Raw genomic sequence first — 26,690 nt, 5'->3', positions numbered from 1 at the left:
AGACAACCAGGAGGTTGGCTTAGAAGCAGCCACCCTTGAAAGAGTGCGTAATAGCTCACTGGTCAAGTGATCCTGCGCCGACAATGTAGCGGGGCTCAAGTACACCACCGAAGCTGCGGCATTCACACAATGCACCCCCTTGATTCTGCGGAGTCTTGGGCAGTGGTGTGGATGGGTAGGGGAGCGTCGTGTGGCCATGGAAGCGGCGGGGTGACCCAGCCGTGGAGGCCACACGAGTGAGAATGCAGGCATGAGTAGCGAAAGACGAGTGAGAAACTCGTCCGCCGAATGACCAAGGGTTCCTGGGCCAGGTTAATCCGCCCAGGGTGAGTCGGGACCTAAGACGAGGCCGACAGGCGTAGCCGATGGACAACGGGTTGATATTCCCGTACCCGTGTGAACGCGCCCCTGGTGAATCAGTGATACTAACCATCCTGAAGCGTCCTTACGCCCCTTCGGGGGCCCTGGATGTGGATGCATGGGACCTGATCTGGTAGTAGCCAAGCGATGGGGTGACGCAGGAAGGTAGCTGAGCCAGTCAGTGGTAATACTGGTGTAAGCCTGTAGGGCGAATGGTAGGCAAATCCGCCGTTCATCAAGCCTGAGAGGTGACGCATAGCCGAATGAGGCGAATTCAGTGATCCTATGCTGCCGAGAAAAGCCTCTAGCGAGCTTTCACACGGCCCGTACCCCAAACCGACACAGGTGGTCAGGTAGAGAATACTAAGGCGATCGAGATAACTATGGTTAAGGAACTCGGCAAAATGCCCCCGTAACTTCGGGAGAAGGGGGGCCTCGTCCGGTGATCACTCTTGCAGTGTGAGCTGGGTGGGGCCGCAGAGACCAGTGAGAAGCGACTGTTTACTAAAAACACAGGTCCGTGCGAAGTCGTAAGACGATGTATACGGACTGACGCCTGCCCGGTGCTGGAAGGTTAAGAGGACCGGTTAGCCACTTCGGTGGCGAAGCTGAGAATTTAAGCCCCAGTAAACGGCGGTGGTAACTATAACCATCCTAAGGTAGCGAAATTCCTTGTCGGGTAAGTTCCGACCTGCACGAATGGCGTAACGACTTCTCAGCTGTCTCAACCATAGACTCGGCGAAATTGCATTACGAGTAAAGATGCTCGTTACGCGCGGCAGGACGAAAAGACCCCGGGACCTTCACTACAGCTTGGTATTGGTGTTCGGTTCGGTTTGTGTAGGATAGGTGGGAGACTGTGAAGCGCTCACGCCAGTGAGTGTGGAGTCGTTGTTGAAATACCACTCTGATCGTATTGGACCTCTAACCTCGGACCATGATCTGGTTCAGGGACAGTGCCTGGTGGGTAGTTTAACTGGGGCGGTTGCCTCCCAAAATGTAACGGAGGCGCCCAAAGGTTCCCTCAGCCTGGTTGGCAATCAGGTGTCGAGTGCAAGTGCACAAGGGAGCTTGACTGTGAGACTGACAGGTCGAGCAGGGACGAAAGTCGGGACTAGTGATCCGGCACCGGCAAGTGGAAGCGGTGTCGCTCAACGGATAAAAGGTACCCCGGGGATAACAGGCTGATCTTCCCCAAGAGTCCATATCGACGGGATGGTTTGGCACCTCGATGTCGGCTCGTCGCATCCTGGGGCTGGAGTAGGTCCCAAGGGTTGGGCTGTTCGCCCATTAAAGCGGCACGCGAGCTGGGTTTAGAACGTCGTGAGACAGTTCGGTCTCTATCCGCCGCGCGCGTTAGAAACTTGAGGAAGGCTGTCCCTAGTACGAGAGGACCGGGACGGACGAACCTCTGGTGTGCCAGTTGTTCCACCAGGAGCACCGCTGGTTAGCTACGTTCGGAAGGGATAACCGCTGAAAGCATCTAAGCGGGAAGCCTGTTCCAAGATGAGGTTTCTCACCCCCTCGAGGGGGTAAGGCCCCCGGCAGACCACCGGGTTGATAGGCCAGAACTGGAAGTCCGGTAACGGATGCAGGTGACTGGTACTAATAGGCCGAGGACTTACCACAAAGAAGCTACGCGTCCACTGTGCAGTATCTGAAACAACACACACGTTTCAGAACAGAAGAAAGAAGCACACCCCCACCACCAATGGTGATGTGTGTCTTCGCTGATGTTCCGTGTGACAGTTTCATAGAGTTACGGCGGCCATAGCGGAGGGGAAACGCCCGGTCCCATTCCGAACCCGGAAGCTAAGCCCTCCAGCGCCGATGGTACTGCACCCGACAGGGTGTGGGAGAGTAGGACACCGCCGAACATCCGTTACCGAAAGGGGACCCAATATACTGGGTCCCCTTTCGTGGTTTGTGTGAAAGGAATGACTGTGTCGGAGAGTGACGACGGACGTCGGTCCTTCCGCGGAGGCGGCGCCTCCAACAGCAATCGAGGCGGCGCCTCCAACAGCAATCGAGGCGGCGCCTCCAACAGCAATCGGGGCGGCGCCGGCGGTTCGGGTCGGGGTGGCTCGACCGGTGGCCCCCGTCGCGATTCGCGCGACAACCGTGGCGGGGCCGGTGGCGATCGTCGCGGTGGGGGACCCCGTCGTGGCGGCGAGGGCGGTTTCGCGCCCCGTGGACGTGAAGGTGACCGTCCGCAGCGGCAGCAGGCGCGTCCGGACGAACCGGATCTGCCCGAGAACGTCGAGGCCGGCGAGCTCGATCCCGCGGTACGCCGCGACCTGCTGAGCCTGGACAAGACGAACGCGAACACGGTTGCGCGTCACCTGGTGATGGCAGGCAAGCTGGTCGACGACGATCCGCGACTTGCGCTCGCGCATGCCCGCGCCGCGCGTCAGCGTGCGGGCCGCATCGCCATCGTGCGTGAGGCCGCGGGTATCACCGCGTACCACGCCGGCGAATGGGCCGAGGCGCTGTCGGAGTTGCGCGCCGCTCGTCGCATGGCCGGTGGTCCCGGGCTGCTCGCGGTCATGGCGGACTGCGAACGCGGACTCGGCCGCCCGGAGCGTGCGATCGAACTCGGTCGGAGCGAGGAAGCTGCTGCGCTGTCCGGTGACGAGGCAGCCGAGCTGCGCATGGTCGTCGCCGGAGCGCGCATGGACCTCGGTCAGTTCGACCAGGCCGTGGTCACGTTGCAGACCCCCGATCTCGACGCTTCGCGGACCGGCCCCGGTGCCGCTCGCCTGTTCTACGCGTATGCGGACGCCTTGGTGGCGGCCGGCCGCATCGAGGACGGACTGAAGTGGTTCCTCAATTCCGCCGCCGCGGATCTCGAGGGTGACACCGACGCGGAGGAGCGTGTGGCCGAGCTGACCGGAGACGATCAGTGACGGTTCTGCGCGACGGCTACGACGCCCTGCTGCTCGACCTCGACGGCACCCTGTATCAGGGGCCGCAGGAAATCCCCGGTGCGCGAGAGGCTTTGGCGGCCGGGGAGCAGTCCTGCTACTACGTGACCAACAACGCCAGTCGCAGCCCGGGCGAGGTCGCGGAACACCTGACCGAACTCGGGTTCGACGCCGACGAGTCGACAGTGGTGACGAGTTCCCAGTCCGCGGCCAGGCTGCTCGCGGAGAACGTCGCCCCCGATTCGCCGGTCCTGATTGTGGGCACCGAAGCGCTCGCCGGCGAAGTGCGGAACGTCGGACTGCGCCCGGTGCGGTCGTTCGAGGACGCGCCCGCGGCTGTCGTCCAAGGACATTCGCCGACGACGGACTGGGCGATACTCGCCGAGGCGACCCTCGCGATCCGGGCCGACGCGGTCTGGGTGGCGGCGAACCTGGACTCGACCCTCCCCACCGAACGCGGCCTCGTCCTCGGCAACGGATCGATGGTCGCGGCGCTACGCACGGCGTCGTCCCGCGAACCACTCGTGGCGGGTAAACCGGCCGCGCCGCTGATGGAGGACGCGATGCGCCGCAGTGGTTGCGCGCGCCCGCTCGTCGTGGGCGACAGGTTGGACACCGACATCGAAGGCGCCAACAACGTCGGTCTCGACTCGCTCTTGGTGCTCACCGGAGTGAGCACCGCGGTCGACGTGCTGCGTGCGGCCCCGGAGCAACGGCCCACCTATCTGGCGTCCGAACTGGACGCGCTCAACCGCCCCGCCGAGGAATCCCTCATCGGTGAGGACAGCCGCTGGTCCGTCGAGTTCGACGGCACAGACCTGGTGATCGAACCGACCATCGATTCCGCCGCGCGGGTGGATTCGGCCGCCCTGCTGCGGGCCGTGGCCGTCGCCGCCTGGAAGTTCCCCGGCTTCGCGCGAATCACGTCGACGACGCCCGCGGTGAGCGCGGTCGCCTCCGGCTGGGGTGCCTGAAACCCGGCAGACCCGCGTTGTTCGTCACGCGATTCGCTGTATGCGTATCGGAACCCGATGGACTAGCGTTGTGCCCGATGAGCACGCCAATACCGCGCCCGGGAGCCCATCTACCTGGGCCTCCTCAGAGTGTCGACCCCGAGAAGATCCACTCGGAGGTCGATGGATTGTTGTCGCGGCTCGGAGCCGTCGAACCGGATCCTGACGACGAGCACGGCGTCGGAGTCATCCCACGCAAAGCCCATCTTCTCGAGAAGGCGCACGACGTGCTGGTGGAGGCGCTGGCCACCGTGGACAAGATCTGACGTGGCCCGTCGAGCACGGGTGGATGCCGAACTCGTTCGGCGGGGACTGGCCCGGTCCCGCGAACACGCGCAAGAACTCATCGCCTCCGGCCGAGTACTGATCTCGGGAGCGGCAGCGACCAAACCCGCCACCGCAATCGAAGCGGGAACTCCGCTGCGGGTGGTCGAGGTCGACAACGAAGTGTCCTGGGCATCGCGCGGAGCCCACAAACTCCTGGGTGCGCTCGAGGCGTTCGGCCCCCGCGGACTCGAGGTCGAGGCCAAGCGCTGCCTCGACGCAGGCGCGTCCACCGGCGGCTTCACCGATGTGCTGCTTCACCACGGCGCGCGGGAGGTGGTGGCGGTGGACGTCGGCTACGGCCAGTTGGTGTGGCGGCTCCAATCCGACGACCGCGTCCACGTCATCGACCGGACCAACGTGCGTTCCATCGACGCCGAGCAGATCGGCGGCCCGGTCGATCTGGTGGTCGCGGACCTCTCGTTCATCTCCCTGAAGCTCGTCCTCCCGGCGTTCGTCGGCTGCGTGGCGGACGGCGCAGATCTGATTCCGATGGTGAAGCCGCAGTTCGAGGTCGGCAAGGACCACGTGGGCTCCGGTGGTGTGGTGCGTGACCCGGAGTTGCGCGTCGCCGCGGTACTGGATGTCGCGAAGACGGCAGCGTCGCTGGGACTGCGTACCGTCGGTGCAGTGGCCAGTCCGCTGCCGGGGCCGTCGGGGAACGTCGAGTACTTCCTGTGGCTCCGCGCGGATGTCACACCCGGGACGGATGATGTACCGGTCGAGTCGATAGAAGAGTTGATCCGCACCGCGGTGCAGGAGGGACCACAGTGAGCGGGGGAAGCAGCGGCACCCAGCAACGCGAGCGGGAGATCCTGCTCGTCGCGCACCCGGGCCGCGCCGAGATCACGGAGACCGCGAGACGCGTCGGCAAGATCTTCGAACGGGCCGGAATCGGACTGCGCGTCCTCGTCGACGAGGTCGACAGCACCCGCATCGAACCGATGGACGGCATGGCCGCCGACGAATTCCTGGTCCCCGGGCTGGAAGTCACTATCGTGCAGGCCGGCCCCGATGCCGCCCTCGGTTGCGAGATGGTGCTCGTCCTCGGCGGCGACGGAACGTTCCTGCGGGCAGCGGAACTCGCCCAGGCCGCCTCCATTCCGGTTCTGGGCATCAACCTGGGCCGCATCGGGTTCCTCGCGGAAACGGAGGCCGAGCACCTCGACGAGGCGCTCGCCCAGGTGGTGCGTCGTGAATACCGCATCGAACACCGAATGACGCTGGACGTGCTGGTCCGCGTGGACGACGAGATCATCGAACGCGGCTGGGCACTCAACGAGGCGAGCATCGAGAACCGGTCCCGGCTCGGTGTGCTCGAGGTGGTGCTCGAGGTGGACGGCCGCCCCGTGTCGGCCTTCGGCTGTGACGGCGTCCTCATCTCCACCCCGACGGGGTCGACGGCGTACGCGTTCTCGGCAGGCGGCCCCGTGGTGTGGCCGGAGCTGGAGGCCCTGCTCGTGGTCCCGAGCAACGCGCACGCGCTGTTCGCGCGCCCGCTCGTGACGAGCCCGAATTCGCTGATCGCGGTGGAAACGGTGGCGGGCAGCCACGACGGTCTGGTGTTCTGCGACGGTCGCCGGACCCTCGAGCTGCCCGCGGGCGCCCGCGTCGAAGTGGTGCGTGGCAAGGAACCCGTTCGGTGGATACGGCTGGATTCGGCGCCGTTCGCGGACCGGATGGTGCGAAAGTTCGAGCTGCCCGTCACCGGGTGGCGAGGAAGGAAGCCCTAGACGTGCTGGCAGAGATCAGGATCGACAACCTCGGTGTGATCTCCGAGGCGTCGGCGCAATTCCACGAAGGTTTGACGGTGCTCACCGGTGAGACCGGTGCGGGCAAGACGATGGTGGTGACGAGCCTGCACCTGCTCAGCGGTGCGCGGGCAGACGCGGGCCGGGTGCGTCTCGGCGCGCCCCGTGCCGTCGTCGAGGGCCGGTTCTTGACGGACGAGGGCTCGGAGCATGTCGAACGTGCCGTGTCCCGGCTCCTCGAATCGACCGGCGCCGAGCGCGACGAGGACGGCACCATCATCGCGGTGCGGACCGTCGGCAGCGACGGACGGTCCCGCGCCCACCTGGGCGGGCGCAGCGTTCCGGCGGGCGTGCTGTCCGAGTTCACCGATCCACTGCTCACCGTCCACGGACAGAACGATCAGCTGCGGCTGCTGCGCCCCGACCAGCAATGCGCCGCCCTGGACAGGTTCGCGGACAAGACGGTCGGCCCGCTGCTGGCGCGGTACCGCAAGCACCGCGACGAATGGGTGACCGCGCGAACCGAACTGATCGAACGCACCGGGCGCACCCGGGAACTCGCGCAGGAAGCCGACCAACTGACGTTCGCCCTCAACGAGATCGACGGCGTCGCGCCCACCCCGGGCGAGGACGAGTCGATCGTGTCGGAGGTGCGCAGGCTCAGTGAACTCGACTCGCTGCGCTCTGCGGCCGAGGAAGCGCACGCCGCGCTCGCCGGCGGCGACGACATGGACGGCGACGGAGTCGGCGCACCCGCCTTGGATCTGTTGTCCGAGGCGCGGGCCCGGATCGAATCGGCCACCGACCCCGAACTGGACGGGCTCGGATCGCGCCTCGCCGACGCGATCGCGGTGATCACGGACGTCTCCGCCGACCTGACCACGTATCTCGCCGGACTTCCCGCGGATCCGGGGGCGCTGGACTCCTTGCTGTCGCGTCAGGCGGAACTGAAGAACCTCACCCGCAAGTACGCTGCCGACGTCGACGGCGTACTGGAATGGGCAGGCAACGCCCGTGCGCGGCTCGAGAAGATTGACGTGTCCTCCGATGCATTGGCGGCGCTGACGAAGCAGGTCGAGGAGTCGGCGGCGTCCACCGCGGAGGCCGCGTCGAAGCTGACCGCCGCCCGCGTCAAGGCCGCGGCCAAGCTCGCCAAGGCCGTCAGTTCCGAACTCGCAGGTCTGGCGATGGGCCGGGCCGCGCTGGAGGTGTCGGTCCGGCCCCGGATCGCCGGACCTCAGGACACGGCACCGCTCACCATCGACGGGACGGAACTGCACGCGGGATCGTCCGGCGTCGACGAAGTGGAATTCCGGCTGTCGGCGCACAGCGGCGCACAGTCGCTGCCCATCAGCAAGAGCGCGTCCGGCGGTGAACTCTCGCGCGTGATGCTGGCCCTCGAGGTGGTCCTCGCCGGATCCGACTCCGGCGCGACGATGGTGTTCGACGAGGTCGACGCCGGCGTCGGCGGTCGGGCCGCGGTCGAGATCGGCCGGCGACTCGCCCGGCTCGCCCGGACACACCAGGTCATCGTCGTGACGCACCTGCCGCAGGTCGCGGCGTTCGCGGACACCCACCTGGTGGTCGACAAAGTCGACGACGCGGACGGCGTCGTCAGCAGTGGTGTGCACACGCTCACCGACGACGAGCGGGTGGTGGAACTGGCGCGCATGCTCGCCGGACTCGACGACACCGAGACCGGCCGCGCCCACGCGGAGGAACTGTTGGCCACCGCCAACGCCGAGCGTTCCGTCTGAACCGGCCCGGCGGACCGCCGGCCGCACCCGTGGTAATGGTGTGACTGATGTGGTAAACGGTTCGGCGCGCCTCCACAGGTCGGTCCGGCTTCCGGTCCATCATCGAACTCATGAAGATGCCGGCACTGCTGTCACGTAACACCGAAACTTTGCCTGGGGTCAGCGGCATCGCCAGGGTGGATCGCAACACGGCCAAGTTGCTGCGACGCGTCGGACCCGGTGACATCGTCGTTCTCGACGAGCTCGACCTCGATCGCGGGACCGCGGACGCCCTGGTGAAGGCCGGCGTTCTCGCAGTGATCAACGCGTCGCCCTCCATCTCGGGGCGCTATCCCAACCTCGGACCGGAGGTGATCGTCGCCAACGGGATCCTCCTGGTGGATTCGGCCGGCACCGAGATCTTCAAGAGCATCAAGGACGGCAGCAAGGTCCGGGTGAACGGGGGAGGTGTCTACTCCGGGGAACGGCGCATTGCGAAGGGCGAGGAACAGACCGAGGCGGAGATCTCCGACCGGATGATCGAGGCGAAGACCGGTCTGGTCGACCACCTCGAGGCGTTCTCCGGCAACACCATCGAGTTCATCCGCACCGAAAGTCCGCTGCTGATCGATGGAGTCGGCGTCCCCGACGTCGACGTCGACATGAAGGAACGGCACGTCGTGATCGTGTCCGACGGACCGGACCACGCGTCCGACCTGAAGAACCTCAAGCCGTTCATCAAGGAGTACTCGCCGATCCTCATCGGCGTCGGGGCAGGCGCCGACGTCCTCAAGTCGGCGGGCTATCGCCCCGACCTCATCGTCGGTGACCCCGAGGACATCACGAGCGCCACGTTGAAGTCGGGCGCCGAGGTGGTTCTCCCCGCCGACCAGGACGGTCACGCACCCGGTCTGTCACGGATCCAGGACCTCGGCATCGGAGCGATGACGTTCCCCGCGTCAGGGTCCCCGTCCGACCTGGCACTACTGCTGGCCGATCATCATGGCGCGTCGCTGATCGTCACGGTCGGGAGCACCGTCTCCCTCGACGAGTTCTTCGACCGCGGCCGCCGCGACAGCAACCCGTCGGCGTTCATGACCCGGCTGAAGGTCGGGCCGAAACTGGTGGACGCGAAGGCCGTGGCGACCCTGTACCGGAGCCGGGTGTCGGGCGGCGCGATCGCGCTGCTGGTGCTGGCCGCACTGGTTGCGGTGATCGTGGCCCTGGTGGTGTCGAACATCGGTGGTGAGGCATTGGACTGGGCCGTCACGACGTGGAACAGCTTCGCGTTGTGGGTTCAGGGGTTCTTCAAGTGATTTCTCTGCGTCACCATGCCATTTCCATAGCGGCGATCTTCCTGGCTCTGGCAATCGGCGTGGTGATGGGTTCCGGCCTGTTGTCGAGCGGTCTCGTGTCGGGGCTGCGCGACGACAAGGCCGACCTGCAGACCGACGTGGAGAAGGCGAACGAACGCAACAACCAGCTGACCGAGCAGCTGAACTCGGCGGACGGCTTCGATTCCGCCGTGGGCGGCCGCGTGGTGGCCGACTCTCTCGCGCAACGCACCGTGATGGTCGTGACGACCCCGGATGCCGACCCCGCCGACCTCGACGGGGTCAACCGCATGATCGCGCAGGCCGGCGGGTCGGTGACCGGCCGGGTGTCGTTGACCGATTCGTTCGTGGACGCGACGGGCGGTGACCGGCTGCGGACGGTCGTCAACAACGTGATCCCTGCGGGTGTCACGCTGAAGACCGGGGCCGTCGACCAGGGCAGCCTCGCAGGCGACCTGCTCGGCTCGGTCCTGATGCTCGGCAAGGAAACGGGCCAGCCGCAGAGTTCCGCACAGGAGATGGCGCTCGCTCTCGAGACCCTCCGGGGTGCCGGATTCGTCAGTTACGACGACGGTGCGGTCCAACCGGCACAGGTCGCGGTGGTGCTGACCGGCGACCGCGACGTGGAGGACGGCGTCAGCGGCAACCGTGGTGCGGTGGTGGCCCGGTTCGCGGGCGCGCTGGATGCGCGCGGTGCCGGGGCGGTTCTCGCCGGGCGTCCGGCGTCGGCACAGGGCAACGGCGCGGTCGCCGTGGCGCGGGCCGACGCGGCCCTCTCCGCGGCGCTCACGACGATCGACAACATCGACCGGGAAGCGGGCAAGATCACCGTTCCGCTGGCCCTGCAGGAGCAACTGAACGGCGGCGCCGGCCGGTACGGCACCGGGCCCGGCACGACCGGGGTCACCGTCGGGGCCACCCCGGCGTAGCGCGCGTCACATCGGGGCGGTCAATCGCGGCGCGTTGTTTCCGGGACGTACGACAAGGTGTTACCGTGAAGTCCCGTGGGTCGGCAGGCCCCAGCATTGCTCGAACAGACCAAGCCCTGCACAGTCGTCACGGGAGCCCCTTTGCCACAGTCACGCACTCATTCGCGTACCGCTACCAAGCACATCTTCGTGAGCGGCGGCGTCGCCTCCTCACTCGGCAAGGGCCTCACAGCCTCGAGCCTCGGGCAATTGCTGACCGCGCGAGGAATGCGCGTGACCATGCAGAAACTGGATCCGTATCTCAACGTCGATCCGGGCACGATGAACCCGTTCCAGCACGGTGAGGTCTTCGTCACCGACGACGGTGCCGAGACCGACCTCGACGTCGGCCACTACGAGCGTTTCCTCGATCGCGACCTGTCCGGTCAGGCGAATGTCACCACCGGCCAGGTGTATTCGACGGTCATCGCCAAGGAGCGGCGCGGCGAATACCTCGGCGACACCGTCCAGGTGATCCCGCACATCACGGATGAGATCAAGAGCCGGATCCTCGCCATGAGCGGACCGGACCTCCAGGGACACCAGCCGGACGTCGTCATCACCGAGATCGGTGGCACCGTCGGTGACATCGAGTCGCAGCCGTTCCTCGAGGCCGCCCGTCAGGTGCGCCACGACGTCGGTCGCGACAATGTCTTCTTCCTCCACGTCTCCCTGGTGCCGTACCTGGCGCCGTCGGGCGAGCTCAAGACGAAGCCCACCCAGCACTCGGTCGCGGCACTGCGAAACATCGGTATCCAGCCCGACGCGCTGATCCTGCGCTGCGACCGCGAGGTTCCCCCGGCGCTGAAGAACAAGATCGCCCTCATGTGCGACGTCGACGTCGACGGGTGCATCTCGACACCCGACGCGCCCTCGATCTACGACATCCCGAAGGTGCTGCACAGCGAGGGCCTCGACGCCTACGTGGTGCGTCAGCTGGGTCTGCCGTTCCGCGATGTGGACTGGACCGTGTGGGGCAACCTGCTCGAGCGCGTCCACCAGCCGCGCGAGACCGTGCGAATCGCCCTGGTCGGAAAATACGTCGACCTGCCGGACGCCTACCTGTCCGTCACCGAGGCGCTGCGTGCCGGTGGGTTCGCGAACCGCTCGAAGGTGGAAATCTCCTGGGTGCCGTCCGACGCGTGTGAGACGGAGGCGGGCGCGCAGGCCGCCCTCGGCGACGTCGACGGCGTGCTGATTCCCGGCGGCTTCGGGATCCGCGGTATCGAGGGCAAGCTCGGTGCGATCCGGTACGCCCGTCACCGGAAGATCCCGCTGCTCGGACTATGCCTCGGCCTGCAGTGCGTCGTGATCGAGGCTGCGCGCAGCGTGGGTCTCGACGACGCCAACTCCGCCGAGTTCGAGCCCGAGACCACGCACCCCGTGATCTCCACGATGGCCGACCAGGAAGACGTCATCGCCGGCGAGGCGGACCTCGGCGGCACGATGCGCCTCGGCGCGTACCCCGCCGTCCTGACGAAGGGATCCGTCGTCGCCCGCGCGTACGGCAGCGAAGAGGTGTCCGAGCGTCACCGTCACCGCTACGAGGTCAACAACGCGTACCGCGACCGGATCGCGAAGAGCGGACTCCGGTTCAGCGGAACCTCGCCCGACGGTCACCTCGTCGAGTTCGTCGAGTACCCGGCCGACCAGCACCCGTTCTTCGTCGCGACGCAGGCGCACCCCGAGCTGAAGAGCCGTCCGACGCGTCCGCACCCGCTGTTCGCGGCGTTCGTCGACGCGGCGCTGAAGCACAAGCTCGAAGAGCGGCTTCCCGTCGACGTGCACGGTGAGGAGCGGGCCGCCGTCGCCACCGATGACGAACTCGCCGACTCCGCCGACCGCGACGAGGTCGCGTCCGTCGACAGCGCGGGATAGGGCGAAACCGACCATGACCGACACCGGCCGGCACGAATTCGAGACTCTCGACTCGCGCGCCGTCTACAGCGGCGCGATCCTCGCCCTGCGCGTGGATCACGTCGCGATGCCGGACGGCCGGACCGCCGAACGTGAGGTCGTCGAGCACCACGGAGCCGTTGCCGTCGTGGTGCTCGACGACGAGGACCGGGTCGTCCTGATCCACCAGTATCGGCACCCGGTGGGGCGCCGATTGTGGGAGATCCCGGCGGGCCTGCTGGACGAGCCGGGGGAGGACCCGGTCGACGCGGCCAGGCGCGAGCTCGCGGAGGAGACCGGGCTCGGGGCCCGTCGCTGGTCCGTTCTCGTGGATGTCGTTCTGTCGCCCGGGTTCACGGACGAGTCGGTGCGCGTGTTCCTCGCCGAGGACCTGTACGAGGTGGACCGGCCCGCCCCGGAGGACGAGGAAGCCGACCTCGAGATCGAGCGGATTCCGCTCGACGAGGTCGTGTCGATGGTGCTGAACGGGACCATCGTCAACGCCACGGCCGTGGCCGGGCTCATGGCACTCGCCGCTGCCCGGTCCCGCATGGGCGGTGTCGGCGAACTCCGCGACGTGACCGCGCCCTGGGTCGATCGCCCCGACAGGTTCAGCGAGAGGAAACGCTCGCGCACCGGCGGGGACGAGGCCGCGCGGGCATGACGTGGTAATTGCGCGGCAGGTGGATTCGTACCTCGACCACCTGGCTGTCGAGCGCGGAGCCGCCCGCAACACCCTCGGTTCGTATCGCCGCGACCTCGAGCGCTACACGCAGTTCCTCGCCGACCGGGAGCTCACCGACATCGACCGGATCCGCGAACAGGATGTCAGTGACTTCGTGATCGCTCTGCGCAGCGGCGATCCGAATCGCGAACTGCCGCCGCTGGCCGCGAGCTCGGCGGCCCGCGCCCTGATCGCGGTGCGCGGATTCCACCGGTTCGCCGCGGCCGAGGGGATGACCGCAGTGGACGTCGCCCGGGACGTGCGGCCGCCGTCGCCGGCGAAACGGCTCCCCAAGTCGCTGCCGGTCAACGAGGTGCTGGCGCTTCTGGAGGCGGTCGGCGGCAGCGGACCCGCCGACGGTCCGCGGGCGGTCCGCGACCGCGCGCTGCTCGAACTGCTGTATTCGACGGGCGCCCGCATCTCCGAAGCCGTCGGCCTGGACGTCGACGACGTCGACACCGAGACCCGGTCGGTGCTGCTGCGGGGCAAGGGCGGCAAGCAGCGGGTGGTGCCGGTGGGCCGGCCTGCCGTCGAATCCCTCGACGCCTACCTGATCCGGGGCCGGCCGGCGCTGGCATCACGCGGAACACCAGCGCTGTTCCTCAATGTCCGCGGCGGACGCCTGTCCCGCCAGAGCGCGTGGAAGGTGCTGCAGGCCGCGGCGGACGCGGCGGGCATCTCGTCGGCGGTGTCACCGCACACGCTCCGCCACTCGTTCGCGACGCATCTGCTCGACGGCGGCGCCGACGTCCGCGTCGTCCAGGAGCTGCTTGGGCATGCCTCGGTGACGACCACCCAGATATATACGCTGGTGACAGTGGGTGCGCTGCGCGAGGTGTGGGCCGGAGCGCACCCCCGGGCGAGGTGACGGAAAGCGTGTCGAGGGGAAATTTCACGGTACGAGGCGGTAGCGTTCCCATAACGATGTGGGATCGGCAGCGATCATCGAGAGAACAGGGGATCATCGGACCGTGGTGACACCGCAGCCGCCAGCGGCGGAGTCAGAGCACTCGCAACAGGAGGGCGACATGTTCGACGTGCGGCAATCCGAACCCGCAGCCTTGTTCGAGGACGCTGCCGTGGTCGTGGAGGAGGAGCTCGGGCCCACGGGACGGCCGACACGTGCGGTGCCGGAACCCGCCCCGCTGCCCTCGCACGGCCCGGCCAAGATCATCGCGATGTGCAACCAGAAGGGTGGCGTCGGCAAGACGACGTCGACGATCAACCTGGGAGCGTCGCTCGCCGAATTCGGCCGACGTGTGCTGCTCGTGGACCTCGATCCCCAGGGGGCGCTGTCCGCGGGCCTCGGCGTCGCGCATCACGACCTCGAACTGACCGTCCACAACCTGCTCGTCGAACCCCGCGTCGCGATCGACGACGTCCTGATGCGGACACGGGTCGAGGGCCTCGACCTCCTGCCCAGCAACATCGACCTGTCGGCGGCGGAGATCCAGCTCGTCACCGAGGTCGGGCGCGAACAGACGCTCGGACGCGTGCTGCATCCGGTGCTCGACCGGTACGACTACGTCCTGATCGACTGCCAGCCGTCCCTCGGTCTGCTCACGGTCAACGCGCTGGCCTGCGCGGACTCGGTGATCATTCCGATGGAGTGCGAGTACTTCAGCCTGCGCGGCCTGGCCCTGCTCAACGACACGGTCGAGAAGGTCCACGACCGGCTCAACCCGCGGCTCGAACTCGCCGGCATCGTCGTGACGATGTTCGACTCGCGGACCCTGCACGCCCGTGAAGTGATGGCCCGTGTGGTGGAGGTGTTCGGGGATCTCGTCTACGACACCGTGATCAACCGCACCGTGCGCTTCCCCGAGACCTCGGTCGCCGGGGAGCCGATCACCACCTGGGCGCCGAAATCGACCGGCGCCGAGGCGTACCGTGCTCTGGCACGCGAGGTCATTCACCGGTCCGGCCGGTAAGTGGTGAATACGCAAGACATTTCGGCTCCACCGCAGACCGAGGACCCGCAGGCCCGGGTAACGCAGGCCGAGGATCAGCAGGCGCCCGCGGTCAAGCCCGGCTTCCGGGTGACGCTGCGGAATTTCGAGGGACCGTTCGACCTGCTCCTGACCTTGATCAACCAGCGACAGCTGGATGTGACGGAAGTCGCGCTGCACCAGGTGACGGACGACTTCATCGCCTACACCCGCTCGCTCGGCACGGAGATGGGTCTCGATCAGACCACCGAATTCCTGGTGGTCGCGGCGACGCTGCTCGACCTGAAGGCGGCGCGTCTGCTCCCGGCGGGCCAGGTGGAGGACGCCGAGGACCTCGCGCTCCTCGAGGCGCGCGACCTGCTGTTCGCCCGGCTGCTGCAGTACCGCGCGTACAAGCAGGTGGCGCAACTCTTCGGTGAGCTCGAGGCGGCCGCGTTGCGCCGGTACCCGCGTTCGGCGGCACTGGAGGACCAGTTCACGAAATTGCTGCCGGAAGTGTTGCTCGGGGTCGACCCGCAGCGGTTCGCGGAGATCGCCGCGACCGTGTTCACACCCCGCCCGAAGCCCACCGTGGGACTCGACCATCTGCACGACATGCACGCGGTCTCGGTGCCCGAACAGGCGGCGCGGATGCTGGAACTGCTCCGCGAACGGGGAGCCGGGGAGTGGGCGACGTTCGGCGACCTGGTCTCGGAGTGCGAGGTGACCACCCTGATCGTGGCAAGATTCCTCGCGCTGCTCGAGCTGTATCGCGAGCAGTCGGTGTTGTTCGAACAGCCCGAGCCGCTCGGGGAATTGCTGGTGAGCTGGACCGGGGAGGGCACACACGCCCCGGTGACCGAGGAGGATTACGGATGAGTTCGGCCCCGTTCGACGAGTCGGACGACCTGGGCGCCGTCGACGGAGAACCCGAGCTGTCGGACACCGAACTCGAAGCTGTTCTCGAGTCGCTGCTGCTGATCGTCGACTCTCCCGCCGGAGCCGAACAGCTCGCCTCCGCGACCGGCGCTTCTGTGAATCGCATCACGGACGTGCTGAACCGCATGTCCGCCGAGCTCACCGCCCGTGGCAGTGGGATGGACCTCCGATATGCCGGTGACGGTTGGCGTCTCTATACGCGCACCGCGTACGCGCCCTACGTGGAACGACTCCTGCTCGACGGCGCGCGGTCCAAATTGACGAGGGCGGCTTTGGAAACTCTGGCCGTGGTGGCATACCGTCAACCGTTGACCCGCGCACGGATCAGTGCGGTGCGCGGCGTCAACGTGGATGGTGTGGTGCGCACACTTCTCGCTCGCGGATTGATCGCCGAAGCTGGCGTCGATCCCGATACCAACGCCACGCAGTATTCGACGACGGAGCTCTTCCTGGAACGGCTCGGCTTGGCGTCTCTCGCCGATCTTCCCGCCTTGGCTCCGCTGTTGCCGGACGTGGATCTGATAGATGACATCAGTGACAGTCTGGAATCTGATCCACGATTTGCGAGAATGAATAAAGCTACGGCTTCCACAGAAGAGTTGGACACCGGGCTGGACACCGAAGACTGACAGGGATAGTACAAAAGTGAAGAAACCCGCTCGCCGAGATGGCACACCGGATCGCAACAACAAGAAGCAGCGCCCCACCAGGTCGGAGGCCGGGGGTCGCTCGGACAGATCGGAAGCCGGAGGGCGACCGAGCCGCTCCGAGACCGATCGGCGTCCGTCCAGGTCGGACGCCGTCAAGGGGAAGCCGGCCAGGCCTGACGCCGCGGCCGCGAAGAACAAACGCGGCAAGCCCAAGTCGGCCAAGCCGCAGCGCGCACAGGCCCACGCGCCCAAGATCAGCAATGCCAAGCCGGCCCGGCACCAGTACGCCGACGCCGCCGATCGGCCCGCGGGCCCGCCGCAGGGCGACGGCATGCGACTGCAGAAGGTTCTCGCCCAAGCCGGTGTCGCGTCGCGCCGTGCGGCCGAGGAACTGATCTCGCAGGGTCGCGTCGAGGTAGACGGCCGCATCGTCATCGAACAGGGACTGCGCATCGACCCCGAGAACGCGGTGGTGCGCGTGGACGGTGTCCGCGTCGTCGTGCAGAAGGACCTGGTCCACCTCGCGCTGAACAAGCCCCGCGGCTGGCAGTCGACGATGTCGGACGACCTGGGTCGCCCGTGCGTCGGCGACATCGTCTCCGAGCGGGTCGCCGCAGGTCAGCGATTGTTCCACGTCGGTCGACTGGACGCCGACACCGAGGGGCTGCTGCTGCTCACCAACGACGGTGACCTGGCGCATCGGCTGATGCACCCGTCCTTCGAGGTATCGAAGACGTACCTGGCGACCGTCTCGGGTGCCCTCGAACGCGGCGTCGGAAAGAAGCTCAAGGAGGGTGTCGAGCTCGACGACGGACCGGCGAAGGTCGACACGTTCACGCTCCTCGACATCAACGAGGGTAAGTCGCTCGTCCGCGTCACCCTGCACGAAGGCCGCAAGCACATCGTGCGGCGCCTGTTCGACGCCGTGGGACACCCCGTCATCCGGCTCGTCCGGACGGACATCGGCGCGGTTGCTCTCGGCGACCAGCGTCCCGGCACACTCCGCGTACTCGGTCGAGGCGAGGTCGGCGGGCTCTACGGGGCGGTGGGCCTGTGAGTACCTCGAAGCTGGTCGTCGCGATGGACGGCCCCTCCGGAACCGGGAAGTCGAGCGTCTCGCGGATGCTGGCGCAGCGGCTCGACGCCCGCTACCTCGACACCGGCGCCATGTACCGGATCGCGACGCTGCATGCGCTGCGCAAGGGCGTGGACCTCACCGATCCCGCCGCGATCGCCGACGCGACCGCCGGGCTGCCGTGGTCGATCGGCACCGACCCGGCGGGTGAGCAGGTCCTGCTCGACGGGGAGGACGTGGGGGAGGAGATCCGCGGCGACGCGGTGACCAAGGCCGTCTCGGCGGTCTCCGCCGTACCGGCCGTGCGTGAACTGCTCGTCGCGGCGCAGCGTCGCCTCGCGGGCGAGGCCGAACGGATCGTCGTCGAGGGCCGAGACATCGGCACCGTCGTCATCCCGGACGCCGACGTGAAGATCTACCTCACCGCCTCGGCGGAAGCCCGGGCACAGCGCAGGAATGCGCAGAATCTCGCGGAGGGGCGAGGCGACGACTACGCGGCCGTGCTGGCCGACGTGCAGCGTCGTGACCACCTCGACTCCACGCGCGCCGTGTCGCCGCTGCGGCCGGCCGACGATTCCGTGCTTGTCGACACCAGCGAACTCGGAATCGACGACGTGATCGGCAGGTTGCTGCTGGTGGTAAGCGAAAGAACTGGAGCAGGGCAGTGACCGAACAATTCACCACCGAGTTCGCAGGCGACGGCACCTGGAGTGAGGAATCCGACTGGGAGGTCCTGGACCTCGAAGACGGTGGCGACGGAGAGTCCCACGTCCCTGTTCCCACCCTCGCAGTGGTCGGGCGCCCGAACGTCGGCAAGTCGACGCTCGTCAACCGGATCATCGGCCGACGCGAAGCCGTGGTCGAGGACATTCCCGGTGTCACCCGGGACCGCGTCTCCTACGAGGCGAACTGGAGTGGACGCCGCTTCATGGTGCAGGACACCGGCGGCTGGGAACCCGACGCCAAGGGCCTGCAGCAGTCGGTGGCCCGTCAGGCGGAATTGGCGATGCAGACCGCGGACGCGATCCTCCTCGTGGTCGACGCCGTCGTCGGCGCCACCGCAACGGACGAGGCCGTGGCCAAGGTGCTGCGCCGGTCCAAGACCCCGGTTCTGCTGGTGGCCAACAAGGTGGACGACGGCCGCACCGAATCCGAGGTGGCCGCACTGTGGTCGCTCGGTCTCGGGCAGCCGCACTCGGTGAGTGCGACCCACGGCCGCGGCACCGGTGATCTCCTCGACGAGGTGCTCGCCGCGCTCCCGGAGACCCCACGTGAAGGCATCCCCGGCGGCGGGCCGCGACGCGTGGCTCTGGTCGGGAAGCCGAACGTCGGGAAGTCGAGCCTGCTGAACAAGCTGTCGGGCGACGAGCGGTCGGTGGTCCACAACGTCGCGGGCACCACCGTCGATCCGGTCGACTCGATCGTGGAGCTCGGCGGCAGGCCGTGGCGTTTCGTCGACACCGCCGGTCTGCGCAAGCGGGTCAGCCACGCCAGCGGCGCCGAGTTCTACGCGTCGCTGCGGACGAAGAGCGCCATCGAGGCGGCCGAGGTCGCGATTCTGCTGATCGACGCGTCCGAGCCGATCTCGGAGCAGGACCTGCGCGTGCTGAGCATGGTGGCCGACGCCGGCCGGGCCCTCGTCATCGCGTTCAACAAGTGGGATCTCGTCGACGAGGACCGGCGCCTCCAGCTCGATCGAGAGGTCGACCGGGACCTGGTGCGGGTGCCGTGGGCGCAGCGCGTCAACATCTCGGCGCAGACGGGGCGCGCGGTGCAGAAGCTCGTCCCCGCCCTGGACACCGCGCTGGAGTCCTGGGACAAACGCATTCCCACGGGCCGGCTCAACACCTGGCTCAAGGAAGTCATTGCCGCCACTCCGCCGCCGATGCGTGGTGGCCGGCTGCCTCGCGTGATGTTCGCCACGCAGGCCGGAACACGCCCGCCGACGTTCGTGCTGTTCACGACCGGGTTCCTCGAGGCGGGCTACCGCCGGTTCCTGGAGCGACGTCTGCGCGAGGAGTTCAATTTCGACGGCAGCCCCGTCCGCATCTCGGTGCGGGTGCGGGAAAAGCGTGAGCGGCGGAATCGTTGATCCGACAGAATGCGCTCTGACCAGGCGATTAGCGTTACGGACTGCCCCTGATGTAATCTCATCGAGCACCTGAACGAGGGTGTGGACGGGCTGTGGCGCAGCTTGGTAGCGCACTTGACTGGGGGTCAAGTGGTCGCAGGTTCAAATCCTGTCAGCCCGACCAGATGATCAGCGAAGGCGGTTTCCCGGAAACGGGAAACCGCCTTTTCTGTGTCTCGGGGCCGGTACTCAATCCGTGACGATGACCGGGTCGCCGATCTTGGCGTTGTCGTAGAACCACCGCGCGTTCTCGGTGCTGAGATTGATGCAGCCGTGGCTGACGTTCTCGAATCCCTGCGAGTTCACCGACCACGGTGCGGCGTGCACGAAGATCCCACCCCACGTGATGCGGGTGGCGTACTCGACGTAGAGGCGGTAGCCCTCCTCGTCATCGATCGGGACGCCGTACGTCGACGAATCCATGATCATGTCGCGGAATTGCTCGATGACGGGGAACGTCCCGAGCGGTGTTTCGTATCCGGGTTTGCCCATGGACGCCGGCATGGTCTGCACGACCTGATCGTTGATGCTGACCGTGAACTGGTGCGTCGTCGTGTTCGCGACGGCGACGAGTGCGTCACCCACCTGGAACTGCGACCTCGCGCCCGCCGCCTCGACGGTCACCCGGGTGTGGGCCGGCCAGAAGTGCGCCGGAGTCCACTGCACGGTGCGGTCGTCGATCCAGGAGAACTGCCCGGGCACCGCCCTCGACGGGGTGATCCGGACACCACGCTCGGCGAGCGCGCGATCGGGCACCGGTGACGCGAACCGGACGACGACAGGATGCGCGACGCCGACGACGTGCCCGCTCGCGGGGGACAGTGTCGGCGCGACGACCTTCCCGGTGACTGCCGGGGCATGCGCCGACGCGGTGGCGCTCACCCCGCACACGGCCAGTGCCGCGAGTACCGAGACGAGAAACAGACGTCCGACCTGCTGCGCTTTCCACATGCCGTCCAGCCCTTCAGAGACTGTGAGCGTCATTTCAGTTAACCACGGCGATATCGGACAGCGGAACCAGGGAAACTGGATGCATTGCGCGCATCAGAGGGACACGGACGACGCGCCGTCGTCACATCGGCAGCGTTTCGCCGGTCACACAGTTGACGGATCGAGACTGAGGGGATGTGACCGATGAACGACAACGACGTGTTGGCGCAGCAGTTCGAGGCCCATCGCACGCACCTGCGCGCAGTGGCCTACCGGATGCTCGGCTCGCTCAGCGAAGCCGAGGACGCCGTGCAGGAATCCTGGCTGCGACTGAGCCGCACCGACGCCGACACCGTCGAGAACCTGGGCGGCTGGCTGACCACGGTGGTGGCGCGGGTGTGCCTGAACATGCTGCAGTCACGCAGGACACGGCGGGAAGATCCACTGGACGCGGCGGTCCCCGACCCGATCGTGACCCGGGCAGACGGCAGCGACCCCGAACACGAGGCGGTGCTGGCCGATTCGGTGGGTCTTGCACTGCTCGTCGTTCTCGGCACGCTTGCCCCCGCCGAGCGACTGGCGTTCGTGCTCCACGACATGTTCGCGGTGCCCTTCGAGGACATCGCCCCGATCGTGGAGCGAACACCCGCGGCCGCCCGGCAACTGGCCAGTCGCGCACGCCGGCGTCTGCAGGGAGCCCCGGTTCCCGACACCGATCCGGTCCGTCAGCGTGCGGTTGTCGACGCGTTCCTGGCGGCCGCGAGGAGCGGCGACTTCGACGCCCTCGTGGCGGTGCTCGACCCGGATGTCGTGCTCCGCGCCGATACCGGAGCAGTGCCTGCAGGCGCCTCCACGATGGTGCGCGGCTCGGCGACCGTCGCGGGCCGGGTCCTGGGGTTCGCCCGGTTGGCTCGGTTCGCGCATCCGGCGCTCGTCAACGGTGCCGCCGGAGTGGTCGCGATCTCCGACGGGCAGTTGCTGTCGGTCATGGGCGTCACGATCCGGCGCGGGAAGATCGTCGAGATCGACATCCTCGCCGACCGTGAGCGCCTCGCCGGGCTCGTCGTCGAGAACCTCGACTGACGAGCCCGCCGGGGGTCAGTTCGTGCGGCGCTCGCCGTCTCCGTGTGCGTTGCCGGTGCGCAGGCCGATCACGGCCGCGGCGACGAGGAAGATGCTGCCGGTCAGCAGCGCTCGCTGGAAGCCGAAGGTGAGTGCCTCGGGCACAGGCGAATTCGCCGCGAGCAGATGCTGGGAATGCGAGGTGGCGATCGCGGCGAAGATCGCCAGTCCGAGTGCGCTGCCGACCTGCTGGGAGGCGTTCAACAACGCTGCCGCGAGCCCTGCCTCGCCGGCAGGCACACCGGCGTTGGCCGCGGTCGTGACGCCGACGAAGACGGCGCCGAGACCGAAAGACACGATCATCAGTCCGGGCAGCAGATCGTTGAGGTAGGAGCCGTCGACGGGGATCCGGGACAGCAGGTACAGGCCGGCCGAGGCCACCAGCGCTCCCACGACGACGACGGGACGGGTTCCGGTCCGGGTCAGCAACTGGGAGCACACCCCGGCGGCGACCCCGACCCCCAGGCAGAGCGGGAGGTAGGCCGCACCGGTCTGGATGGGGGAGTAGCCGAGAACGTTCTGCATGTAGAGAGTCAGGAAGAAGAACATCGCGATGAGACCCGCAAAGGCGATCAGCCCTGTGACATTCGCGGCGGCAAGGCCCTTGACGCGGAAGATCGACAGCGGCAGGAGAGGGTGCCGGCTGTGCTGCTCGTTGATCACGAACGCCACGATCAGCACGAACGCACCGGCGAACCCGGCGATCGTGCGGGCGCTGCCCCATCCCTGGTCGGGTGCCTCCACCAGGGCGTAGACGAGCAACAGCATCCCGCCGGTGCCGAGCACACTGCCTGCGACGTCGAAGTTTGCGAACCGGGCGCGGCGCCGGTCGCCGGGAATGAGCGCGAAGACCGCCGGAAGCACGAGCGCGCACGCGACAGGGTTGACGAACAGCACCCATCGCCAGCCCGGCCCCTCGGTGAGCACACCGCCGAGAAAGACACCGACAGCCGATGCGAGACCGCCCACCCCGGCCCAGACACCGAGTGCGGTATGCCGTTCGGGGCCCTCCTCGAAGGTCGTCGTCAGAATCGACAGCGCGGCCGGAAGCATCAGTGCCGCACCGACACCCTGCGCGAGTCGTGCGCCGATCAAGACCTCGGCGTTTCCGGCGAAACCGCCGATCAGCGACGACAGCCCGATCACGACGGTGCCGGTGACGAGCACGCGACGGCGACCGAGCAGGTCGGCCAGGCGGCCGCCGAGCAGCATGAAACCGCCGTAGGTGAGGAGGTAGGCGCTCGGGACCCACTGCAGTTCCTGTACCGAGATGTCCAGGTCGCTGCGCATGTCGGGCAGGGCGATGTTGACGATGGATGCGTCGACGAAATCGAGAAATGCCACGGCGCACAACAGCGTCAGCGTGAGTATGCCGCGGGCGGTGGAGAGAAACGGGCGTGCCGGGGTCGATCGCCCGGCCCGGGAACTGTCGGTGATCGAGGTGATGTCCATGTTCGAGCCTTCCTGTGTTCGGAGTCCTGCAGAAGACGCCGCGTTGTCGGCCGTCACTTCTATGACCGACGGTCCGGCGGCGATGTGACCGCGCCGCCGGACCGTCGCGAGTACTGTCGGAACCCGGCAGGTCACGGAAACGGGAGGCTGGCATGGCTGGACGGTTCGAAGGCACTGTTGTGATCAATCGCCCCATCGGGGAAGTGTTCGAGTACCTCGCCGCCGGGGTCAACGACCGGGACTTCAGTCCCCGGGTGCAGGAGATCGTGAAGAAGACGGATGGTCCGCCAGGCGTCGGCACCCTCTTCGTCAGCACCGTCAAGGACGCCGGGATGACCACGAAGCGGGAGTTCGAGATCACCGAATTCGAGGTGCCACGGAAGATTCGCTGGGCGGAGCGTTCGAAGAATTCCATCACCGCGAAAGAGGGCGGTTACGACCTCGAACCCGCGGGTGCAGGCACCAAGGTAACGATCTTCAACGTGCTGGAGGGGCACGGAATAGGAAAGCTGATCGCACCTCTCGCCCTTCGGGCGGCCCGGAAGGACGCACCCGATTTCGCGCAGCGGATCAAGGCTGCCGCGGAGAAGTGACCGGCCTTACCGTGCCGGAATGACGAGCGCCAGTACCTGATCGACGTTGTCCGCGAGGCTGTCCGCGGCGGTGTCGTCGCCCGACAGATACCGTGCGAGGCTCTGCTGGAACAGTCCGTCGAGGACCGCATACATGGTGGCCGGGGCGATGGTGATCGTGCGCCCCGCCAATTCCGCATACCGGGACACGATGCGCCAGATCATGTTTTCGAGACTCTTGTCGATCGCGGCGACGTCTGCCCGGAACGACTCCTCGAACAGCGACTGCGAGCGGAGGTCGTACCAGAGGCGATGCAGGGTGGCCTCGTCGCGGAGGGAATCCCCCAGCACCCGGCCGAATCCCGCCTTCAACTCCTCGGGAGTCTGCGCCGTGGCGACCACGCCGTCGTATCGCGTGACGCACCGGGCCTTGTAGTGCCGCACGCAGTGCGTGATCAGATCGACCTTGTCGCTGAAGTAGTAGTGCAGGACGCCGTGGGAGAACTCGGAGTTCTGGGCGATCTCCCGGAGGCTGGTGCGGGCATAGCCGAGTTCCGAGAGGGTCTGCAACGCGGCCTCGGCGAGCTGATCCCGGCGCTCGGCGAACTTGTCGACCTGGCGGCGCGAGACTCGATCGGCGTTCTTCTCGGCGACGGGTGTCACGGCATTCTTCCTGTTCGGCGCGCATGGTCCAGCACGGTGAGCATCAGTCTAGCCCGCGTTCCTTGACGACTGTGTAACAAAAACTTGACAGTCGTCAAGAGAATTCTTGACAGTTGTACAAAGTCGAATACGCTGTGATCCACACCACATTGCGGACTCGGTCTCGTGACGTGGTTTCCGCGAATCGTCTCGTACGAAGGCAGGTCGGAATGAGCGTAAGTGATCTTGCAGGACGGAAAGCACTGGTCACCGGTGGTGCGAAGGGGTTGGGCGCCGGTATGGCTGCCGCCCTCGCCGACGCCGGTGCGGCGGTCGTGATCGGCGACGTCCTCGAGGAGGAAGGGCGCGCGACTGCCGATTCCGTCGGGAAGACCGGCGTCGACACCGGATTCGTGAAACTCGACGTGACCGACGACGGCAACTGGGAGCGCGCCGTCGCTGCCACCGTGGAGCAACTCGGCGGACTCGACCTCCTCGTCAACAACGCGGGCATCGAGATCTCGTCGCTCGTGGTCGACATCGACCCCGCAGACATCCGACGGATGTGCGAGGTCAACATTCTCGGCGTCGCGCTCGGTCTGAAACACGGTCTGCGCGCGATGCGTCCCGGAGGCGCAGCGGGATCGGGCGGGGCGATCGTCAACGTCTCCTCGGTCGCCGCCACCATCCCGTTCCCGGGCATCGCCGGCTACTCCGCCACCAAGTCGGCCGTCGACCGGCTGACCCGGGTCGCGGCCCAGGAGGCAGGCAAACTCGGGTACGGCGTCCGGGTGAACTGTGTGTACCCCGGGCTGGTCGCCACGGAGATGGGACTCGGGCTGGCCGCCGACATGGAGCGGCTCGGACTGTGGCCCAGCGCCGACGCCGCGGTCGCCGACGTGATCGGCCTGACGCCTCTCGGGCGACTCGGCGAGGTCGCGGACATCGCCGACACCGTCGTCTTCCTGGCCTCCGACGCCGCCCGCTTCGTCACCGGAATCGGCCTGCCGGTCGACGGTGGCATGGGCATGTGACCGATCTCCCGAACTTCTCCCACATTCTGAAAGGCATCTCATGACCGACAAGAAGCCCGTCATCGTCTACGGAGTCTCCGGTTACACCGGGCGCCTCGTGTGTGAATACCTGCGCGAGTTCAACATTCCGTTCATCGCCGCGGGGCGGGACAAGAAGCGGATCCAGGAAGTGCTCGACCGGATTCCCGGCCTGGACACCGTCGACCACGAGGTGGTCGAGGTCGAGCACACCGTCCCGGCGCTGACGGAATTGTTCAGCGGCGCAAGGGTTGTCAGCAACATGGTCGGCCCGTTCATCAAGCACGGCGCCATCGTCGTCGAGGCGGCTCTCGCCGCGGGCTGTCACTACACCGACACGACCGGTGAACAGGACTGGGTTCTGGACGTGCAGGCGAAGTTCGGCGAGAAGTTCGCGGAGAAAGGGCTGCTGCTGTCACCCGGTGTCGCGCAGATGTACACCACCGGCGAGATCGCCGCGAACATCGCGCTGGAGACGCCCGGATTGGACACTCTCGACATCCTGGTGTTGTGGAAGGGTTTTCCCACCTACGCGTCCACGCAGACGATCTTCACGATCCTCAAAGCCGACTGGTACTACCTGGAACAGAACCGGTACGAGAAGTGGGATCCCGGTACCACGTTCGAGGTCGTGGTGCCGGGACAGCACCAGATGGCCCTCGCGCTGCCGTGGGGCGGCACCAGCCATCCCGTGTGGTTCAAGGACGATCCGCGGGTGGCGAACGTGAAAGCGGCAGGCGGCGTGTTCGACCGTTCCGTGATGGAGGGTGTCGTCGCGACGCAGAAGATGGTCGAGGAACAGATCAAGACCCTTCCCGCGGACGAGCAGGACGCGGCGCTCGCGGAGATCGCCGGCTCCGTGCAGGCGGGAATGCCGCCGCGGGAGAACCCACGGGTCAACACATCGCTCGACTCCGTGTACGCGTCGGGGCCGCTGGGGCGGGCGCACTGTGTCATCCACGGCAACTGCAACTACAAGCAGACGGGTCTCCTGCAGGCGTACGCCGCGTACTCCCTGTTGCAGCAGCCTCCGAAGCGGACGGGTCTCGCGTCGGCGTGCCAGGCGTTCGGGCATCGCGAACTCCTGGGAATCCTGCGGAGCTTCGGCCTCGTGATGGAGCCGGTTCTCACCGTGCAGAGCTGATCGTCCCGGCCGCGACTTCGAGG

23 protein-coding genes, 1 tRNA gene, 2 rRNA genes and 1 pseudogene (1 of these 27 only partly in view) are annotated in these 26,690 nt (G+C 67.0%); 24 read left to right on the top strand and 3 right to left on the bottom strand.

Going from position 1 to position 26,690, the window contains the following annotated elements:
• From RHA1_RS04505 to RHA1_RS04415, 20 genes are all read left to right on the top strand, one after another.
• Window positions 1-1,989 (top strand): 23S ribosomal RNA (locus RHA1_RS04505); it begins 1,147 nt to the left of the window's first position.
• Window positions 1,990-2,120: 131 nt separating this feature from the next.
• Window positions 2,121-2,237 (top strand): 5S ribosomal RNA (rrf, locus tag RHA1_RS04500).
• A gap of 60 nt (window positions 2,238-2,297) precedes the next feature.
• A complete protein-coding gene (locus RHA1_RS45785; RefSeq protein ID WP_011594135.1) occupies window positions 2,298-3,266 on the top strand; it encodes a tetratricopeptide repeat protein in 969 nt (322 codons plus the stop codon).
• A complete protein-coding gene (locus RHA1_RS04490; protein ID WP_011594134.1) occupies window positions 3,263-4,258 on the top strand; it encodes an HAD-IIA family hydrolase in 996 nt (331 codons plus the stop codon). The genes RHA1_RS45785 and RHA1_RS04490 overlap by 4 nt, the downstream gene beginning before the upstream one ends.
• Before the next feature lie 77 nt (window positions 4,259-4,335).
• Entirely contained in the window at window positions 4,336-4,563 is a 228-nt protein-coding gene (locus tag RHA1_RS49310; RefSeq protein ID WP_050787244.1) for a hypothetical protein, read from the top strand.
• 1 nt (window position 4,564) lies between these two features.
• Entirely contained in the window at window positions 4,565-5,395 is an 831-nt protein-coding gene (locus tag RHA1_RS04485; protein ID WP_029538186.1) for a TlyA family RNA methyltransferase, read from the top strand.
• Complete coding sequence (locus RHA1_RS04480; protein WP_009473603.1) at window positions 5,392-6,354, top strand: NAD kinase; 963 nt, start codon at window positions 5,392-5,394, stop codon at window positions 6,352-6,354. Before RHA1_RS04485 ends, RHA1_RS04480 begins: the two co-directional genes overlap by 4 nt.
• A 2-nt stretch (window positions 6,355-6,356) precedes the next feature.
• Window positions 6,357-8,129 carry a DNA repair protein RecN gene (recN, locus tag RHA1_RS04475; RefSeq protein ID WP_011594132.1) on the top strand — a complete coding sequence of 591 codons (1,773 nt, stop codon included), beginning with the start codon at window positions 6,357-6,359 and terminating at the stop codon, window positions 8,127-8,129.
• Window positions 8,130-8,239: 110 nt separating this feature from the next.
• Window positions 8,240-9,424, top strand: coding sequence for a putative cytokinetic ring protein SteA (gene steA, locus RHA1_RS04470; protein ID WP_009473601.1), 1,185 nt, complete (start codon window positions 8,240-8,242; stop codon window positions 9,422-9,424).
• Window positions 9,421-10,371, top strand: a complete 951-nt coding sequence (locus tag RHA1_RS04465; RefSeq protein ID WP_009473600.1) for a copper transporter — start codon at window positions 9,421-9,423, stop codon at window positions 10,369-10,371. The genes steA and RHA1_RS04465 overlap by 4 nt, the downstream gene beginning before the upstream one ends.
• A gap of 141 nt (window positions 10,372-10,512) precedes the next feature.
• The gene (gene pyrG / locus RHA1_RS04460; protein WP_011594131.1) at window positions 10,513-12,288 is read left to right on the top strand and encodes a CTP synthase; all 1,776 of its coding nucleotides are present in this window, start codon (window positions 10,513-10,515) and stop codon (window positions 12,286-12,288) included.
• Window positions 12,289-12,301: 13 nt separating this feature from the next.
• Window positions 12,302-12,970, top strand: a complete 669-nt coding sequence (locus RHA1_RS04455) for an NUDIX domain-containing protein (protein ID WP_011594130.1) — start codon at window positions 12,302-12,304, stop codon at window positions 12,968-12,970.
• 1 nt (window position 12,971) lies between these two features.
• Complete coding sequence (xerD, locus tag RHA1_RS04450) at window positions 12,972-13,898, top strand: site-specific tyrosine recombinase XerD (RefSeq protein WP_011594129.1); 927 nt, start codon at window positions 12,972-12,974, stop codon at window positions 13,896-13,898.
• A 58-nt stretch (window positions 13,899-13,956) separates the two neighbouring features.
• Window positions 13,957-14,961 (top strand): ParA family protein, encoded by a 1,005-nt coding sequence (locus RHA1_RS04445; protein ID WP_016880789.1) that lies wholly within the window; start codon window positions 13,957-13,959, stop codon window positions 14,959-14,961.
• Window positions 14,962-15,837 carry a segregation and condensation protein A gene (locus RHA1_RS04440; RefSeq protein ID WP_011594127.1) on the top strand — a complete coding sequence of 292 codons (876 nt, stop codon included), beginning with the start codon at window positions 14,962-14,964 and terminating at the stop codon, window positions 15,835-15,837.
• Entirely contained in the window at window positions 15,834-16,526 is a 693-nt protein-coding gene (scpB, locus tag RHA1_RS04435) for an SMC-Scp complex subunit ScpB (protein WP_009473594.1), read from the top strand. Before RHA1_RS04440 ends, scpB begins: the two co-directional genes overlap by 4 nt.
• A 16-nt stretch (window positions 16,527-16,542) precedes the next feature.
• On the top strand, window positions 16,543-17,604 hold the full coding sequence (locus RHA1_RS04430; RefSeq protein ID WP_009473593.1) for a pseudouridine synthase: 1,062 nt from the start codon (window positions 16,543-16,545) through the stop codon (window positions 17,602-17,604).
• Window positions 17,601-18,290: a (d)CMP kinase gene (gene cmk, locus RHA1_RS04425; RefSeq protein WP_009473592.1), complete on the top strand. Its 690-nt coding sequence runs from the start codon at window positions 17,601-17,603 to the stop codon at window positions 18,288-18,290. Before RHA1_RS04430 ends, cmk begins: the two co-directional genes overlap by 4 nt.
• Complete coding sequence (gene der / locus RHA1_RS04420) at window positions 18,287-19,714, top strand: ribosome biogenesis GTPase Der (protein WP_011594125.1); 1,428 nt, start codon at window positions 18,287-18,289, stop codon at window positions 19,712-19,714. Before cmk ends, der begins: the two co-directional genes overlap by 4 nt.
• A gap of 86 nt (window positions 19,715-19,800) precedes the next feature.
• A tRNA-Pro gene (locus RHA1_RS04415) sits at window positions 19,801-19,877 on the top strand.
• A 65-nt stretch (window positions 19,878-19,942) separates the two neighbouring features.
• Here RHA1_RS04415 and RHA1_RS04410 read toward each other — a convergent pair.
• Window positions 19,943-20,704, bottom strand: coding sequence for a L,D-transpeptidase (locus RHA1_RS04410; RefSeq protein WP_009473590.1), 762 nt, complete (start codon window positions 20,702-20,704; stop codon window positions 19,943-19,945).
• A gap of 183 nt (window positions 20,705-20,887) precedes the next feature.
• On the opposite strand from RHA1_RS04410, the gene RHA1_RS04405 reads away from it, so the two are divergent.
• Window positions 20,888-21,766, top strand: coding sequence for a sigma-70 family RNA polymerase sigma factor (locus tag RHA1_RS04405; protein WP_009473589.1), 879 nt, complete (start codon window positions 20,888-20,890; stop codon window positions 21,764-21,766).
• A gap of 219 nt (window positions 21,767-21,985) precedes the next feature.
• On the opposite strand, the pseudogene RHA1_RS04400 reads toward RHA1_RS04405, so the two are convergent.
• Window positions 21,986-23,257: pseudogene (locus tag RHA1_RS04400) on the bottom strand (MFS transporter); the annotation flags it as partial.
• Between the two features lie 152 nt (window positions 23,258-23,409).
• Between RHA1_RS04400 and RHA1_RS04395 the strand changes: the two are divergent.
• Window positions 23,410-23,850 (top strand): SRPBCC family protein, encoded by a 441-nt coding sequence (locus tag RHA1_RS04395; RefSeq protein ID WP_009473587.1) that lies wholly within the window; start codon window positions 23,410-23,412, stop codon window positions 23,848-23,850.
• A gap of 6 nt (window positions 23,851-23,856) precedes the next feature.
• On the opposite strand, the gene RHA1_RS04390 is transcribed toward RHA1_RS04395, so the two are convergent.
• On the bottom strand, window positions 23,857-24,492 hold the full coding sequence (locus RHA1_RS04390; RefSeq protein WP_009473586.1) for a TetR/AcrR family transcriptional regulator: 636 nt from the start codon (window positions 24,490-24,492) through the stop codon (window positions 23,857-23,859).
• 209 nt (window positions 24,493-24,701) lie between these two features.
• Between RHA1_RS04390 and RHA1_RS04385 the strand changes: the two genes are divergently transcribed.
• Window positions 24,702-25,505 (top strand): SDR family NAD(P)-dependent oxidoreductase, encoded by an 804-nt coding sequence (locus RHA1_RS04385; protein ID WP_011594123.1) that lies wholly within the window; start codon window positions 24,702-24,704, stop codon window positions 25,503-25,505.
• A 40-nt stretch (window positions 25,506-25,545) separates the two neighbouring features.
• Window positions 25,546-26,667 carry a DUF5938 domain-containing protein gene (locus RHA1_RS04380; RefSeq protein WP_011594122.1) on the top strand — a complete coding sequence of 374 codons (1,122 nt, stop codon included), beginning with the start codon at window positions 25,546-25,548 and terminating at the stop codon, window positions 26,665-26,667.
• The last annotated feature ends 23 nt before the right edge of the window (window positions 26,668-26,690 follow it).

Source organism: Rhodococcus jostii RHA1 (assembly GCF_000014565.1).
GTDB lineage: Bacteria > Actinomycetota > Actinomycetes > Mycobacteriales > Mycobacteriaceae > Rhodococcus_F > Rhodococcus_F jostii_A.
Note: the sequence above shows the minus strand (reverse complement) of the source record. Positions and strands in the feature narration are given on the sequence as shown.